The 15,710-nt window shown below is 68.1% G+C and carries 14 protein-coding genes and 1 pseudogene; 8 read left to right on the forward strand and 7 right to left on the reverse strand.

Annotated features, from left to right (window positions below; genetic code table 11):
- Positions 1-161: 161 nt before the first annotated feature.
- From VMT65_RS02575 to VMT65_RS02600, 6 genes and pseudogenes are all read right to left on the reverse strand, one after another.
- Positions 162-1,115: a phosphodiesterase gene (locus VMT65_RS02575; protein ID WP_326306277.1), complete on the reverse strand. Its 954-nt coding sequence runs from the start codon at positions 1,113-1,115 to the stop codon at positions 162-164.
- A gap of 156 nt (positions 1,116-1,271) precedes the next feature.
- Complete coding sequence (locus VMT65_RS02580) at positions 1,272-2,690, reverse strand: MATE family efflux transporter (protein ID WP_326306278.1); 1,419 nt, start codon at positions 2,688-2,690, stop codon at positions 1,272-1,274.
- 374 nt (positions 2,691-3,064) lie between these two features.
- A pseudogene (locus tag VMT65_RS02585) lies at positions 3,065-4,102 on the reverse strand (PLP-dependent cysteine synthase family protein); the annotation flags it as partial.
- Positions 4,103-4,155: 53 nt separating this feature from the next.
- Positions 4,156-5,532, reverse strand: a complete 1,377-nt coding sequence (locus VMT65_RS02590) for a Y4yA family PLP-dependent enzyme (RefSeq protein WP_326306280.1) — start codon at positions 5,530-5,532, stop codon at positions 4,156-4,158.
- A gap of 46 nt (positions 5,533-5,578) precedes the next feature.
- Entirely contained in the window at positions 5,579-6,541 is a 963-nt protein-coding gene (locus VMT65_RS02595; protein ID WP_326307419.1) for an ornithine cyclodeaminase family protein, read from the reverse strand.
- A gap of 23 nt (positions 6,542-6,564) precedes the next feature.
- The gene (locus VMT65_RS02600) at positions 6,565-7,662 is read right to left on the reverse strand and encodes a TauD/TfdA family dioxygenase (protein WP_326306281.1); all 1,098 of its coding nucleotides are present in this window, start codon (positions 7,660-7,662) and stop codon (positions 6,565-6,567) included.
- A 244-nt stretch (positions 7,663-7,906) separates the two neighbouring features.
- Between VMT65_RS02600 and VMT65_RS02605 the strand changes: the two genes are divergently transcribed.
- The 6 genes from VMT65_RS02605 (at position 7,907) to VMT65_RS02630 (ending at position 13,991) form a co-directional block, all read left to right on the forward strand.
- Entirely contained in the window at positions 7,907-8,638 is a 732-nt protein-coding gene (locus VMT65_RS02605) for a lytic transglycosylase domain-containing protein (RefSeq protein ID WP_326306282.1), read from the forward strand.
- Positions 8,639-8,803: 165 nt separating this feature from the next.
- On the forward strand, positions 8,804-10,090 hold the full coding sequence (gene eno, locus VMT65_RS02610; protein ID WP_326306283.1) for a phosphopyruvate hydratase: 1,287 nt from the start codon (positions 8,804-8,806) through the stop codon (positions 10,088-10,090).
- Positions 10,091-10,148: 58 nt separating this feature from the next.
- Entirely contained in the window at positions 10,149-10,796 is a 648-nt protein-coding gene (locus VMT65_RS02615) for an FtsB family cell division protein (RefSeq protein WP_326306284.1), read from the forward strand.
- Positions 10,793-11,332, forward strand: coding sequence for a DUF501 domain-containing protein (locus tag VMT65_RS02620; RefSeq protein ID WP_326306285.1), 540 nt, complete (start codon positions 10,793-10,795; stop codon positions 11,330-11,332). Before VMT65_RS02615 ends, VMT65_RS02620 begins: the two co-directional genes overlap by 4 nt.
- Before the next feature lie 48 nt (positions 11,333-11,380).
- The gene (locus VMT65_RS02625; protein ID WP_326306286.1) at positions 11,381-12,391 is read left to right on the forward strand and encodes a Ppx/GppA phosphatase family protein; all 1,011 of its coding nucleotides are present in this window, start codon (positions 11,381-11,383) and stop codon (positions 12,389-12,391) included.
- A gap of 133 nt (positions 12,392-12,524) precedes the next feature.
- On the forward strand, positions 12,525-13,991 hold the full coding sequence (locus VMT65_RS02630; RefSeq protein WP_326306287.1) for a peptide MFS transporter: 1,467 nt from the start codon (positions 12,525-12,527) through the stop codon (positions 13,989-13,991).
- A 7-nt stretch (positions 13,992-13,998) separates the two neighbouring features.
- Here VMT65_RS02630 and VMT65_RS02635 read toward each other — a convergent pair whose 3' ends face one another.
- On the reverse strand, positions 13,999-14,310 hold the full coding sequence (locus VMT65_RS02635) for a hypothetical protein (RefSeq protein WP_326306288.1): 312 nt from the start codon (positions 14,308-14,310) through the stop codon (positions 13,999-14,001).
- Positions 14,311-14,480: 170 nt separating this feature from the next.
- Between VMT65_RS02635 and VMT65_RS02640 the strand changes: the two genes are divergently transcribed.
- Both VMT65_RS02640 and VMT65_RS02645 read left to right on the forward strand, forming a co-directional pair.
- Positions 14,481-14,849: a nuclear transport factor 2 family protein gene (locus VMT65_RS02640; protein WP_326306289.1), complete on the forward strand. Its 369-nt coding sequence runs from the start codon at positions 14,481-14,483 to the stop codon at positions 14,847-14,849.
- 40 nt (positions 14,850-14,889) lie between these two features.
- Positions 14,890-15,708 (forward strand): alpha/beta fold hydrolase, encoded by an 819-nt coding sequence (locus tag VMT65_RS02645; RefSeq protein ID WP_326306290.1) that lies wholly within the window; start codon positions 14,890-14,892, stop codon positions 15,706-15,708.
- Positions 15,709-15,710: the final 2 nt, after the last annotated feature.

A 15,710-nucleotide genomic window follows, 5' to 3' on the forward strand; every position in this document is an offset into this window, starting at 1 on the left:
CTTCCTCTCCAAAGACCGACCCTGCGGGTGAGAATGACGAGGAACGGAGCCCTGGATGTTCGGCTCCGTCACAGGCGCGATCGGCCGTCCGTCAGCGGGTGAACCATGATCGATTTCTGAGGCGGCGGAAGCGGGGGCGGCTCCCGGTGCAGTACTCGTGGCTAGAGGACTGTCTCGCCGTCGGATTCGGGGGCTTCGGTCCGGCGGCGGAGGACGTGTGGGATGCGGCCCGCCGGGGGGATCACGATGCCGGCGTCGGCGAGTTTGTTCGCGGCCTGCTCGGGGTCGGACGGGTTGCCCACGGTGGGCCCGGTCCCGATGGGGACCACCGAGTGCACGATGGTGTCGGGGTAGATGTGCACGTAGTTGAAGGCCTGCGCGCCGTCGCGGCCGCGCTGACCGCCCTCGGCGGCGGCCATGTCCTGGCTGTAGCAGGTGGCCGAGGCCACCGAGACCGGGATGCCGGCGAAGGTGGCGGTGCTCGAAAGATGCAGGTGGCCCGCGAGAATCGCGCGGACGTCGGTACCGTCCAGCACATTCGCCAGCCGGCGCTGCTCGCGGAGCTCGACCAGGACGGCCAGGTCCTGCACGCAGGGGATGGGCGGGTGGTGCATGGCGAGCACCGTGCCGAACGGGGCGGGTTCGGCGAGAACCTCGCGGAGCCAATCCAATTGGGCGTCGGTGATCTCGCCCCAGTGGTGGCCGGGAACCGTGGTGTCGAGGGCGACGATGCGTAGGCCGTCGAACATGTGCACGGCGTCGAACGGTGCGCCCGAGGGCTTCTCGTCGAGTAGGTGCTCGCGCAGGGTGCCGCGCTCGTCGTGGTTGCCCGCCACCCACACCACGGGCGCGCCGATGCGCTCGGCCCACGGCTCCACGAGATCGCGCAGCTTGCGGTACGCGTCCGGCTCGCCCCGGTCGGTGAGGTCGCCGGTGAAGACGATGGCGGTCGGCGCGATCGCGCTGGCCTCGGCCTGCCCGAGCAGGGTGGCCAGCCGCGCCTCGGCGTCGACCGCGCCGTAGAGCCCGGTGTCGGCGGCGATCAGGTGGGTGTCGCTGAAGTGGAAGAGCACATGGTCAGGCTTCGGATACTCGGCGACTCGCGAGATGTACACGGACATCCTCCCCGGCGTTGTTCTGGTGCGCCCTGGCTTGCCGTTCTGTCGATAGCGCTTGCCGATATCGTCGCCAGAATAGCGAAAGCCGTTTCTTTCAGGTTGCCCGCGGTCAATGACGACATGCTTGCGGGAAGGTGAGTTTTGGGTGTCGGGCTAATGCCCGAGGCTACCGGCCAGCACTCTCGGATCTGCCTGTTCACGCACACGCACAAGCGCGAAGAAGCGACGCAGCATCAGAACAGCGGTGGTGGCGAGCCCCGCCGTGAGACCCCACCAGACGCCCGCCGCGCCCAAATGCGCCGGAAATGCAAGCAGTAATGCCGTGGGCAATCCCACAAACCAATAGCCGACCAGCGAGAGCCGGAATCCGGCCTTGGTGTCCTTGACCCCGCGCAACAATCCGACCGCTATGTTCTGGGCGGCATCGCAGAACTGCAGCACGATGGCGATCAACAGCAGCGTGTGCGCCAGCGACACCGTCGCGGCGTCGGTGTCGACCAGGAACGGCCGCAGCACCCACTCCGGCGCGACCACATACGCGATGCCGGTGATCCCCGCGACCAGTCCCGCGCAACGCAGCGCCAGCCACGCCACCGACCGCGCGTGCGCGAACTCGTCGCGCGCCACCGCCCGGCTCACCAGGATCGACGCACCGTGCGAGAGCCCGATCGCCACCTGGAACACGATGTAGACGATCTGATAGACGACATTGTGGGCGGCCAGCGCGGCGGCCCCGATGCCGCCCATCACCAGCGCCAGCACCGAGAACATGCCCGCCTCGGACCCGTAGGTGAGCGCGATCGGCGTACCCAGCCGCAGCTCCTCGCGCACCGTGGCCGCGTGCACCGGCCACATCCGAAGCGGCAGTGTCGCACCGAGTTTCGGATCGCGGCGGACCATCGCCCAGAACATCCCGAAGGTGAGCAGGAAGACCAGCGACGTGGCCACCCCGATCCCGGTCAGGCCGAGTTCGGGCAACCCCAGCCAGCCGTGCATGAAGGCCAGCGCCAGCACGAGATTCAGGGCCACCGACCCCAGTGTCACCAGCAGCAGCGCCTGCGGGCGGCGCATGCCGACGGTGTACTGCCGCAGCACCTGGAACCACAGGCACGGCACCAACCCGGGCGCGAGCGCCACCATCATGGGACGCGCCTGCGACAGCACCGCCGCGTCCTGCCCGAGCCAGCGCAGCGCCCAACCCAGTCCGATGAGCAGTGCGCCACCGAGGATTCCGGCCACCGTCGCGATCAGGAAGCTGGACCGCACCACCGCCCGCACCTCGGCGTCGGCGCGCCGCCCGCGCTTCTCGGCCCGGCTCACCACGGTCGCCACCTGATTGCCGGTCCCGGTGATCAGGCCCACGCACATGGTGCGAATCTGGTTGAACAGCACCAGCACCAGCCCGCCCGCGGCCACCTGCCGTACGCCGAGCGTCCCCATCAACGCGATATTGGTGGTGGACACCGCGACCTGGGCGAGCTGGGTCAGGGCGATGGGTGTCGCGAGCGAAGTCAGCTGCCGCCCATCGGATTGGCGAGTCCGCTGACCGGATTGCGGCTGCGCCCCGATCATTTCGCGGCAGCCCCGTCCATTTCCGCGGTGGCACCGCCGATGTCGTGCGCCACCGGGCCCAGGTCCGGCATGAGAATGGCGTGCGTGTGCTCCCGCGCCCGCATGCCCGCGAGCGCCTGCGCGACCAGTGTGGCCTGATCGGCGAGGCGCTGCCGGTGCTTCTCCAGCGCGAGGTACACGTGATCCTCGCCGCCCGCCAGCAGCTCGCCGATCTCGTGCAGCGGCATGTCCACCAGATGCAGCAGATGGATCAGCTTGGCCTGTGGCACTTGATCATCGGCGTAATCCTCGAGCGTCGCCCCGGTGAGCCCGTTCTCGATGGCGAAGGTGTCGGGCAGCGCGTAGTGCAGATGCCGCAGCACCTCGATCTCCCCGGGATCGGGCCGATGCGGCGGCCGATGCCGCGCCAACAGTCGCGCGATCGCCTCCTCCCGCTCCTTGTCGAGCAGGTCGCGATCACTCATCCAGTCGTCGTCGAACACGGTGTCGAGATACTTCTCCCCGTCGTCGTTGATGATCACCACCACCACCGAATGGTCCGGAAACTCCTCGAGCCGCGTGAGCGCCGCGTGCACCGAACTCCCCGACGACCCACCGATCATCAGCCCGATTCGTCCCGCCAGCGCCCGGGTCGTGGCGAACGCGTCCACATCCGAGACCTTGATCCGATCCCGCTCGTCGATCAGCCCCAAATCCCGATCGACGTGCACCCCGGGCACCGCCCCTTCCGGCGTACCCGTCCCCGACTGCCAATAATCATGCGCGGGCCCCCCGAACGCGATGGACCCCTCCGGCTCCACCCCCACCAACCGCGGCCGACACCCCTGACTCCGCAATCCCTCCGCCGTCCCGAACAACGACCCCCCGGTCCCCACCGCCCCCACCAAAACATCCACCTTCGACAGATCCGTCAACAGTTCCTCGGCCAGCGAGAAATAGCCGACACCATTCGCCAGATTCTCGTGCTGTGCCGGGAAATACGCGTCCGGACCCTCCTGCTCGGCCAGTTGCGCCGCGCGTTCCTCGCGCGCCGAGGTCGAGAGTCCGTCATCGCCCTCCTCGGACACGAATTCCAGCCGCGCGCCCATGGCCCGCATGGCGTTCAACTTCGCGGTGCACGCGTGATGGTCCACCACGGCGGTGAACCGGTATCCCCGCTCGCGCGCCACCACCGCCAGTCCCAAACCGGTGTTCCCGGAGGTGGATTCGATAATGTGCCCGCCCGGCCGCAGGAGTCCGCGCCGTTCGGCGTCCAGCACCATGGAGCGCGCCATGCGGATCTTGGCGGCCCCGGTGGGATTCATGGTCTCCAGCTTCAGGAATAGCCGTGCTCCGGTCGTTCGGCTGACGGCCAGCTCGAACAATGGCGTCTGTCCGATCAGATCCGACACACGCCTGGCAATAACCGGCACGAGTGTTTCTCCTCGAGGGTCGATGGAACGCTGAGTGGGTGGGGAAACAGTGTTCAGCTGTCGCGCGGCTCGCGCGTCCACAGGAATTGTCGTCCGTCCGGCGATTTCCGCAACAGGATCTTGGGCGGTATGCCTAATTCGTGAAATTCCGACTCGTTGGAGTCCATTTGGTAACCGGCGGTATTGGGATAGATGAGTAAATCGTCCGTCGTGGCGGTGCGGGGGAGGGGGATGCGGCGCCAGCTGAGCATGTCTTCCTCGAGGCAGGAGGAGCCGCCTACGCAGGTGGGGGTCAGGGTGCCGGGGTATTCGGGCCAGAGGACGGGGTCGGGGAGGTATTCGGAGTCGAACCATTGCTCCGAGAGGCTGAGGCTGGTGCCGTTGACGGTGAGGATGACGTAGGGGACATCGGCCGACTCGGGGACGTGGACGTGGCGGACCTTGACGCCCTGGACCCGGAAGACCGTGCAGCCCGCGCGGTCGAGCAGGGCGCGGCCGGGCTCGATGGCCAGGCGAATGCTCGCGGTGCGCAGGCGGCGGGCCAGGTCGTCGTGGGCCAGCACCGCGGCGAGCATGGCCGGACCGGGCAGGGCGCAGTGGTAGGGGTAGAAGGATTCGCGGCGGTGGGCGCGGTCGCCGTGGAACCAGCGGGGATTCACGCCCTCGAGGAAGGTGTGCCAGGACTCGGCGGGGACGTAGTCGACGCGGAAGCCGCCGCCGATGGAGATGGTGGCGGCGTGGTCGTGGCCCAGGGCGCGGGCCCGCTGGCACAGGCCGATGAGGTGCGCGGCCAGTTCGGCGCGCGGCGCGACCTCGTACCCGCGCAGATGAAAACTGAAGCCCTCCACGCGAATCGCGGTCGGATCGGTGAGGGTCAGGGCGAGGGCCAGTTCGACATCGGTCATGCCGAAGCGGCTCGTCGAGCCCGGCGGCAGCACCCGCAGCACCACCCGGCTCGGGATGCCGAGCTCGGTCAGGCGGGCGAGTTCCTCGAGATCGTCGATGGCCACGAGCGCGCCGTAGGTGGCCGACATCCGCAGCAGCCGATCGGATTTGGCGGGGCCGGTGACCATCAGCTGGGCGCCGCCGATACCGCCCCGCAGCGCCGCGCGAAACTCCTCGCAGCTGGAAACATCAATACCCACACCGGTTTTCGCGCAGGCGCGCACCACGCTCGGTGACTTGTTGGCCTTCTTGCCGTAGTAGATGTCGCCCATGATCCCGACCCGGGCGAAGACCTGCTGAAACGCGTTGATATTGCGGACGACCCGCGCGGGGTACATGAGATGGAACGGTCCGTCGACCTCAGCGGCGATGTCGCGCAACAGATCCGGGTCGTCGAGCAGGCGCTGTTCCCAGTCGTCGCGGTGCGCGGGCATCGGGGTGGCCGTGTAGTCGGAGATGCCGGGCGGCACGGTGAGTGGCTGCACTGTGTCGGTCAGCGTGGACTCCCTTCGCCATCGGATTGCCTGTGCCTCAGTCCCATAGCGATACCTCCGTGCCCCGGCCCTCGGCGATGGCGCGATTGGCGAGCGCGTGCGCGACGGCGATATCGGTGAGCACCAGGCCGCTGTTGTAGACGAAGATCCGCTCGTCGTCGGTGTGTCGACCGACGGCGCGGTGGTCCAGGATCTGGGGTAGCTCGGCGTCCACCCGGCGTAATCGGCCGTCGGGACCGGCCATATCGGTGCCGGTCAGGGCCATTTGCTCGGCGCTGGTGGCGATCACGCGATCGGCCTCGACCAGGGTCGAGGGTGCCAGCCCGTAGCCGACGAGGACGACGGTCGCGCCGGGCGCGAGATCCTTGGCCTCGATGGCGACGCGGGTCCCCGGTCCGGCGGTGGCGAGAATGACGTCCGCCTCGCGCGCCGCCGCGTTCGGATCATCGACGGTTTCGAGCTCGGCCTGCGGATAATGGTGCGACAGTTGCTGATACACCGCTTCCAGGCCCTCGGGGTGGGTGCCGTAGACCATCAATCGGTTCAGGTGCGGATTCGCCGCCAGCAGGTGCGGTAGCGCATTGCGGCCCTGGGTCCCGGTCCCGATCAGCAGCACACTGCGGGCACCGGGCCGGGCGCATTCTCTGACCAGTAGCGAAGACACCGCGGGCGTGCGCAGCGCGCCGACGCGGGCGCAATCCATCAGGGCGATGGGCGAGCCGGTGGCGTCGTCGTAGAGCGAGATGGTGGTGAAGTACCGCTTGTTCGACCGATCGTGATGCGGATCGAATTTGTAGCTGGTCTTCATGGCCACCACCCGACGGCGGCCGTCGCGGCCCAGCATGGCGTAGGCCACCGACCAGCCGTCCGGATGGGCGACGCTGAGCTTGCGGGGATTGTCCGAATCCCCGCCCGCCAGCGCGAGATACGCGTCCTCCACGGCGCGCACCACCTCGGCGGGGGAGATCGGGACGTCGGCTAGGTCGCTGCGGGACAGCACCCGCAGCGGGGTAGGTCGGGCATTCACGTGTTGCTTCCTCGGCTCGTGCGGAACGGTGCCACCACACGCTGGCCGTACCCGTCCTCGGCCGCCGCGGCCGCGTCGCCTCGCCCGGCGATCTCGCGACGACGCTGCGGCAGCCGGATGTTCACCCGCTTGAGCCAGCGGTCGGTGCCGTCGTAGCGGGGGGTGAACGGCACCCGCCCGTGCACCACAACGTCATTGTCCACCAGCAGGACTTCTCCGGGGGCCAAAGCGGCGGTGATGCAGACCCTTTCGAGCTCCGCCGCCAAATGCCGGTAGGCCGACTGGAATTCGAGATCGGCGGTGTCGAGCGGGGTGTACGCGGGGTCGAAGCGCAGGGTCAGGCCGCCGTCGTCGGTGCCCAGGGTGGCGACCGCCGGTGCGTGGCCGTCGGCGAACCCGGTGCCGTAGGAGACGTCGGGCAGGATCGGCAGCCGCGCGCGACCGAGCGTTTCCCGTTGTGCCGCAGACAGTTCGGTGCGCCGCACCGAGGCCACCGTGGTCCCGACCCGGTCCGGATTGCGCAGGCAGCCCAGCATGAGCAGATTGGCGCGGTCGGGGTGGAAGGCGTCCTCGGTGTGCGGGCTGAGCAGGGTGGTGCTGCTGGCCCCGGACTGCTCGTGCTCGTGCCCGGGCGTCGGCACGATGTTGTTCACCAGCCGCCCGCCCTGCTGTCCCTCCCAGCCGAAAGGCTCACCGGCACAGCGGGCCAGCAGCAGCATGGCGATATCGAGTTCGAACGACGCCGACCGGTGTCCGCGATCCCCGGCCTGCGCCGCGGCCTGGCGCCAATCGTGCGGGGTGAGCCCGAGTTCCTCGTCGCCGATCGACAGCGGCCGAATGACCGTGACGCCCGAATCGGTGGCGGGCGGGCGCATGGCCTCGTGCACGGCATCGGGCAGCCGCCCGTACTTGGCGTCGATGTGGCGCAGCAGGACCGGGTGGGCGAGCGTGGTGGCCGTCTCCGGATTCGGTCCGACTGTGACCGCGATCTCAGCCGCGAGGTGGCGAATCGCGCGGGTGGCGGATTCCGGCAGGTCGCGCCGTTCGATGTCCGAGGGGTGAAGCGTCTGACGTTCGGAGAGAACGCTTTTCACCAAGGGAGGGGGCCTTCCTGGCTCTGTGGTGACCGGGGCGATCTTGCTTCGCAACGAACCTATTCGGCCCCCGTAATTTTGGCAAGGCTTACCTAAAGGTGTGTTGAGACGATAGCTATTGGGTATCAGGCGGTAGCGGCGAGATTAGCTCGAGCGGATCGACCCACGCGACTCGGGCAAACCACGTTCACGGTGTTCGCCGTATCCGCGATCCATCTGGATGATGAGAGGGGTGCGAAACCGAATGGCCGATGTCCGGGCCCTGTTGACCCGCGCCGGCCTGGTGGCCACGGCGGCTGCCCTGGTGCTGCTGACGGGTTGCGGCGCAGAACATCTCACGCCCGTGCCCGACGATATGCCGCCGCCGGTCGGCGCGCCGACCCCCGCCATCGATCTGGATGCGCCGGGGCGCAGCGCGATTCAGCTACAGGCCTGGGCCGAGGAGCAGCACGCGACGACCGGCATCCCGGTGGTGGCGCTCGAGGCGTACGGCTACGCCGCCGCGGTGATGGCGCGCTCCAAGCCGGAGTGCGGCATCGGTTGGACCACCCTCGCGGGCATCGCCAGCGTGGAGAGCCATCATGGTTCGCACGGCGGTTCGCACCTGAACGACGACGGCACGGTCACCCCGCCGATTCGCGGTCTGCCACTGGATGGTTCGCCGGGCCGGGCGCGAATGCTGGATACCGGTTCGACCGAGGCGAATCCGATCTACGTGCGCGCCATGGGCCCGTTCCAGTTCATCCCCGAGACCTGGCAGCGCTGGGGCGTGGACGCCAATGGCGACGGCAAGATCGATCCCGACAGCATCGACGACGCCGCGCTCACCGCGGCCCGCTACCTGTGCGCCATGGGCGGCGACCTCACCGGCGCCCCCGGCTGGCAGCAGGCGCTGCTCACCTACAACCAATCGACCAGTTATATGAACACGGTCCGCTACCGCGCCGCCGCCTACAGCGTCGGCCGCCGCGTCTGAGTACCGGCCGTCGGGTCCGATCCGGGTCCCTGCGCGGGGGCAGGTTTATATCTTCCGGCCACGCCGATGGGGGGCTGCGCCCGCGCGATCCCGGCACAGTAGGCTCGTCAGCGCACGGGTTCGCCGTGCGACCTGCCGAGTCAGCAGCCGAAGGAGTGTCGTTTCGTGGCCATCATCGAACAGGTCGGAGCTCGCGAGATCCTGGATTCGCGTGGCAACCCCACCGTCGAGGTCGAGATCGCTCTCGACGACGGCACCCTCACCCGCGCGGCCGTGCCCTCCGGCGCGTCCACCGGTGAGCACGAGGCCGTCGAGCTGCGTGACGGTGGCGATCGCTACCAGGGCAAGGGCGTGCAGAAGGCCGTCGAGGGCGTCCTCGACGAGATCGCCCCGGCCGTGATCGGTCTCGACGCCGTCGAACAGCGCACCGTCGATCAGACCCTGCTGGATCTGGACGGCACCCCCGACAAGTCGCGTCTGGGCGCGAACGCCCTGCTGGGTGTCTCGCTGGCCGTGGCCCGCGCCGCCGCCGAGTCCTCGGGCCTGGAGCTGTTCCGCTACGTCGGCGGCCCGAACGCCCACGTCCTGCCGGTCCCGATGATGAACATCCTCAACGGTGGCGCGCACGCCGACTCCGGCGTCGACGTCCAGGAGTTCATGATCGCCCCCATCGGCGCGCCGACCTTCAAGGAGTCGCTGCGCTGGGGCGCGGAGGTCTACCACACGCTGAAGTCGGTGCTCAAGGCCCAGGGCCTGTCCACCGGTCTGGGCGACGAGGGCGGTTTCGCGCCGTCGGTCGCCAATACCCGTGCCGCGCTGGACCTGATCGCCTCGGCGATCGAGAAGGCCGGTTTCAAGCTGGGCAGCGAGATCGCCCTGGCGCTGGACGTGGCCGCCACCGAGTTCTACACCACCGGTGAGGGTTACAAGTTCGAGGGCCAGCTGCAGACCGCGGCCCAGATGAGCGAGTTCTACGCGGGCCTGCTCACCGCCTACCCGATCGTCTCGATCGAGGACCCGCTGTCCGAGGACGACTGGGACGGCTGGGTCGCGCTGACCGACCAGATCGGCGACAAGGTGCAGCTGGTCGGCGACGACCTGTTCGTCACCAACCCGGAGCGCCTGGAGGAGGGCATCGCCAAGGGCGCGGCCAACGCACTCCTGGTGAAGGTCAACCAGATCGGCACCCTGACCGAGACCCTGGACGCGGTCGACCTGGCCCACCGCAACGGCTACAAGACGATGATGTCGCACCGGTCCGGCGAGACCGAGGACACCACCATCGCCGACCTGGCCGTGGCCGTCGGCTCCGGTCAGATCAAGACCGGCGCCCCGGCCCGTTCGGAGCGCGTCGCCAAGTACAACCAGCTGCTGCGCATCGAGGACGCCCTGGGTGACTCGGCTCGCTACGCCGGTGACGTGGCGTTCCCGCGTTTCGCGTTCGAAGGCTGACATAGTCGAAGGCTGAGTCCCGAGAGTTGGGGCAATCGGCCGAAATTCGAGGTGTGAGATGACAGAGCGACGGGCGCGCGGTTCCAGTCCTGCGGGACGAGGGGATCGCCGCCCGTCGCGCTCGTCTCGCTCCAAGAGCGCGGCGAGCGGTGGGAAACCGTCCGCCGCCGCGAAGCAGAAGACCACCAAGTCGGCGCGGTCGGCGTCGGGATCGGGTCAGCGGGCGGCCAAGCGTCGCCCGGCCGCCGCGAAATCCGAACGGCACGAACGCAAGATCCTCGGCCTGTCCACCGGCCGCGCGGTCCTGCTGGCCGCGGTGCTGTGCGGCCTGGCGCTCACGCTGGCGGTGCCGCTGCGCACCTACTTCACCCAGCGCTCCGACGCCCAGGAGCTGGCTCTCCAGCATCGCCAGCTGGAGGAGGAGGTCGCGAACCTGCGCGATCGCCGTGCCCAGCAACAGGATCCGAACTACATCAAGGCCGAGGCCCGGGACCGGCTGCGCCTGGTGATGCCGGGCGATACGCCCTACATCGTGCAGATTCCGGACATGGAGCAACCGGCCATCCCCACCCAGGCCGCCAAGCCCAAGGCCCCCGACCCCTGGTACACCCAGGTGTGGCACAGCATTTCGTCGCCGCAGCCGGGCCCGCCCGCCCCGCCGCCCCCGCCGCTCCCCCTACCCACCATGGAAGGACAACCGAGGTGACCGCAGCCGAGAACGAACCCAGCGAGCGCGATCTCGCGATCGTCGCCGAACAACTGGGCCGGACTCCGCGCGGCGTGCTGGCCATTGCCTACCACACCCCGGACGGCCTGCCCGCGGTCGTGAAGACCGCACCCAAACTGCCCGACGGCACCCCCTTCCCGACCCTGTACTACCTGACGGACCCGCGCCTGACCGCCGAGGCGAGCCGCCTGGAGACCACGGGCCTGATGCGCGAGATGACCGAACGCCTCACGCGGGACCGGGAACTGGCCGCCTCCTACCGCGCGGCCTACGAGAGCTACCTGGCCGAGCGCAATGCCATCGAGGACCTCGGCACCGATTTCGCGGGCGGCGGCATGCCCGACCGCGTCAAATGCCTGCACGTTCTGATCGCCCATTCCCTCGCCAAGGGCCCGGGCCTCAACCTCCTCGGTGACGAGGCCGTCGCCCTCGCCGCCGATCACGGCTTGCGCGGCACGGCCATTCCGGCAGACTGGCCCAAGTCCTCGCAGTACCGCACCGAATCGAGCTCGTAAGAGCGTTCGGCCGATACGTTCAGCAGCAAAGGAATTCAGGGGTCAGCGATGAGCAAGGCAGAGTTCGCGCAGGGTTCGGCGGCCACCGCCCCGGCCGAGGGGCACCAGCGGATCGCGGCGGTCGACTGCGGGACGAACTCGATTCGCCTGCTGATCGCCGATGTCGCGCACGATGATTCGGGTCGGCCGAAGCTGACCGATGTGCATCGGGAGATGCGGATCGTGCGGTTGGGGCAGGGCGTGGATGCCACCGGGGCGCTGAATCCCGAGGCGATCGAACGCACCCGGGTGGCGTTGCACGATTACGTGGATCTCATGCTGAAGCACGGGGTTTCGCGGGTGCGGATGGTTGCCACCTCGGCGACGCGGGACGCGTCGAACCGCGAGGACTTCTTCACCATGACCGGTGTCGAGCTGGGTCGCGTGGTTGCCGGATCGCAGGCCGAGGTCATTACCGGTGACGAGGAGGCGCGGCTGTCGTTCGCCGGCGCGGTCGGTGAACTGTCCAGTGCCGCAGGGCCTTTCGTGGTCGTCGATCTGGGTGGCGGTTCCACTGAGGTGGTGCTGGGCGACGCCTCCGGGGTGCAGTCCGCCTATTCGGCCGACATCGGTTGTGTGCGCATCACCGAACGCTGCCTGCACGGCAACCCGCCCACCCGCGAGGAGGTCGCCTCGGCGCGGTTCTTCGCCTCGGAGCGGCTGGCGCAGGCCTTCGGCGTGGTGCCGGTGGAGCGGGCACACACCTGGGTGGGTGTGGCCGGAACCATGACCACCATCGCGGCGGTCTCGCTGGATCTGCCCGAATACGATTCGGAGAAGGTGCATCTCACCCGGCTGCCGCTCGACGAACTGCGCGCGGTCTGCGATCGGCTGATCGGCATGAATCACGACGAACGTGCCGCGCTGGGGCCCATGCACCCGGGTCGGGTCGACGTGATCGGCGGTGGCGCGGTGATTGCCGAAGTGCTGGCCGATGAGCTGGCCCGCCGGGCCGGGATCACCGAACTGATCGTCAGCGAACATGACATCCTGGACGGCATCGCGCTCTCCATTGCCTGACAAGGCCGCTGGTCGCGCGGATTGAGGGCATTTGTCCCGTATCCCGCTCAACCTGAGCTTTCCCTGAGCAATTGTGACGTAGGTTAACTCCTGAGGTTGCTGTCAGATTGCCCCATATGGGAAGGTCTCCGGTATGTCAGGAGTAGCACACCAAGCGAAACCGGCCACTGAACGCACCTTGTTCGGCCACCCCATCGGTATCGCGAATCTGTTCGGCGTCGAGTTGTGGGAACGGTTCTCGTTCTACGGCATGCTCACGATTCTCGGCTACTACCTGTACTACACGGCCGCCGACGGCGGGCTCGGCCTGTCCAAGGCGACCGCCACCGGCATCGTCGGCGCGTACGGCGGTCTGGTCTACCTCTCGACCGTGCTGGGCGCGTGGATCGCGGACCGGATCCTGGGTTCGGAGCGCACCGTCTTCTACGGCGGCGTCGTGGTCATGGCCGGTCACATCGCGCTGGCCGTGCTGCCCGGACTGACCGGTGTCGGCGTCGGTCTGGTGCTGGTCGCGCTGGGTTCGGGCGGGTTGAAGGCCAATGCCTCCTCGCTGCTGGGCACCCTCTACGACAAGGACGATCCGCGCGCGGACGGCGGCTTCACGCTGTTCTATCTGGGCATCAACCTGGGCGCCTTCGCCGGTCCGCTGATCACCGGTCTGCTGCAGGATCACGTCGGCTTCCACTACGGCTTCGGCGCGGCGGCCATCGGTATGGCCATCGGTCTGACCCAGTACGTCATCTTCCGCCGCAACCTCGGCCAGCACGGCCGCGATGTCCCGAACCCGTTGCCGCGCACCGCGATTCCGAAGGTCGTGGCGGCGTTCGCGGCGATTCTCGTGGTGGTCGCCATCGCGTGGGCGACCAAGCTGGTGACCCTGTCGAATCTGCCCGACGCCACCACCGTGGTGATCGTGGCGGCCTCCATCGCCTACTTCGCGATCATGCTGACCAGCGAGAAGGTCACCCCGATCGAGCGCACCCGGGTGCGCGCGTACATGCCGCTGTTCATCGCCAACGCGGTGTTCTGGTCGCTGTTCCAGCAGATCTTCACCGTGCTCGCGGTGTACTCCGATGAGCGCATGAACTGGTCCATCTTCGGTTGGACCGCGCCCTCGAACTGGATCGGTTCGATGGAGCCGGTGTGGATCATCGCGCTCTCGCCGCTGTTCGCCATCATGTGGACCCGGCTGGGCAAGCGCGCCCCGAGCACCCCGCGCAAGTTCGCGCTCGGCGTGGTCGGCATGGGTGCGGCGTTCCTGCTGTTCACCCTGTTCGCGGGCAGCCACGGCAAGTCGGTGTCGTTCGTGATCGTGTTCTTCATCCTGGGCGCGTTCGCGGTCTCGGAGCTCATGCTCTCGCCGATCGGACTGTCGGTCACGACGAAGCTGGCCCCCAGGGTCTTCCGCTCGCAGATGATGGCGCTGTACTTCTTCTCCGTCGGTATCGGTACCTCGATGTCGGGTGTGCTGTCGAAGTTCTACGACCCCTCGCACGAGCTCGCCTACTTCGGCATCACCGGTCTGGTGACCATGGTGGTCGGCGCGGTCGTGTGGGCCATCGCCCCGTGGATCAGCCGCCACATGGAGGGCGTGCACTGACCGCGATCTACATGCCGGGCATCGCGAGGAATTCGTAGATGTCGATGGTTCCGCCGAAGTCCGTGTGCGGGTGGCCCTTCAGGGCGTCCCGAAGGGCTTCGGCGGAATCGGCCTGCAGGATCGAGAATCCGCCGATGCCGCCGTCGGCGTCGGCGGATGCAGGGCCCAAGGGGGAGCCCAGATCGACGATCGCGGACCCGACGCGTGCCGCCCAGTCCATCCAGGCCTGCATGCCCGCGGCTTGCTGTTCGGGTGTGGACTGGGCCATTTGCTCTTGGGCGGACTGCCCGGACTTGTAGAGCACCAGGAATTTGGTCATGGGGAACTCCTCACTATCTTCCCCGAATGGTTTGCCAATGGTATGCCCGTCCATGACTGGGTGAGGTCGGTTCGGGGACCGGTCATCAGTACTTAAGTACGACAGATTCCGCGTCGTCGCGATCTCAATACCGTTCTTCTCATCACCTTCCCAACACCGAGGAGAACACCATGAGCGACATGAACGAGCTGGTCGAGCGCTACCTGACCGCCTGGAACACCACCGACGCGAGCGCCCGGGCGGCCCTGGTGGCCGAGCTCTTCACCGAGGACGCCGAGTACACCGACCCGCTGGTGTCGGTCAGCGGGCACGCCGGACTCGACGCCACCATCGCCGCGGTCCAGGGACAGTTCGCGGGCCTGGAATTCAGCCTGGGCGCGCCGGTCGACAGCAACCACCACATCGCGCGTTTCACCTGGCACCTGGGCGCTCCCGGCGCGGAGCCGCTGGTCATCGGCTTCGACGTGGCGGCGGTCGGCGCGGACGGGCGCATCGAGCGCGTCTACGGATTCCTGGACCAGGTCCCCGCCGGACTCTGACACCTTCCCCCTGAAACCTTCTCGCACACAGGGATTTCCAATGTTCTTCACCACACCCACCGACGGCACCACCCTCGCCTACGAGGACTACGGCGACGGCCCGGTCATCGTGTTCGTCGCCGGTGCCATGCTCAATACCGATATGTGGGAGTACCAGATTCCCTTCTTCGTCGAGCGCGGCTATCGCTGCATCGCCCTGGACCGGCGCGGTCACGGCCGCTCGGACCGGCCGCGCGGCGGCTACGACATCGACACCACCGCCGATGATCTGGCGGCGCTGCTCGAGCACCTGGACCTGACCGAGGTGACCCTGGTCGGGCATTCCACCGGCGGCGCGGAGATCGCCCGCTATCTGGCCCGGCACGGCGAATCCCGGGTGGCGCGAGTGGCTTTCGTGGCGGCGATCCTGCCGTTCCTGAAGCTGACCGATGACAATCCGGTAGGGGTTCCGGAGGCCATGCTCGAGGAGATGCTGCGGCGGATCCGCGCCGATCGGCCGAAGTGGCTGTCGCGGCAGTCGCAGCTGTACTTCGCCGAGCAGTTCGGCAACGAGGTGTCGCCGGAGATGTCGGACCTCACCTATCGGCAGTGCCTGTCGACCTCGCCGTGGGCCATCCTGAAGATCCAGGAGGCGGTGTTCCACTGCGACAATCGGGAAGCCTTGCGCGGCATCACCGTTCCGGCGCTCATCGTGCACGGCGACGCGGACTTCTCGGCTCCGATCGACATCACCGGTCGGCGCACCGCCGAACTGATGCCCTACGCCGACTACCGCGAATACCCGGCGGCCGGTCACGGCCTCTACGTCACCCACGCCGAGCGGCTCAATGCCGATCTGCTGGAGTTCCTGAAGGCGTGACG

The sequence above is a fragment of the Nocardia sp. CDC153 genome (assembly GCF_035818515.1).
Classification (GTDB): Bacteria; Actinomycetota; Actinomycetes; order Mycobacteriales; family Mycobacteriaceae; genus Nocardia.

Bases quoted from the DNA above. Each gene is read 5' to 3' on its own strand.
- VMT65_RS02630 (WP_326306287.1), top strand. From the start codon at position 12,525: ATGTCAGGAGTAGCACACCAAGCGAAACCGGCCACTGAACGCACCTTG.
- VMT65_RS02615 (WP_326306284.1), top strand. From the start codon at position 10,149: ATGACAGAGCGACGGGCGCGCGGTTCCAGTCCTGCGGGACGAGGGGAT.
- VMT65_RS02625 (WP_326306286.1), top strand. From the start codon at position 11,381: ATGAGCAAGGCAGAGTTCGCGCAGGGTTCGGCGGCCACCGCCCCGGCC.
- VMT65_RS02580 (WP_326306278.1), bottom strand. From the start codon at position 2,690: ATGATCGGGGCGCAGCCGCAATCCGGTCAGCGGACTCGCCAATCCGAT.
- VMT65_RS02640 (WP_326306289.1), top strand. From the start codon at position 14,481: ATGAGCGACATGAACGAGCTGGTCGAGCGCTACCTGACCGCCTGGAAC.
- VMT65_RS02645 (WP_326306290.1), top strand. From the start codon at position 14,890: ATGTTCTTCACCACACCCACCGACGGCACCACCCTCGCCTACGAGGAC.
- VMT65_RS02605 (WP_326306282.1), top strand. From the start codon at position 7,907: ATGGCCGATGTCCGGGCCCTGTTGACCCGCGCCGGCCTGGTGGCCACG.
- VMT65_RS02635 (WP_326306288.1), bottom strand. From the start codon at position 14,310: ATGACCAAATTCCTGGTGCTCTACAAGTCCGGGCAGTCCGCCCAAGAG.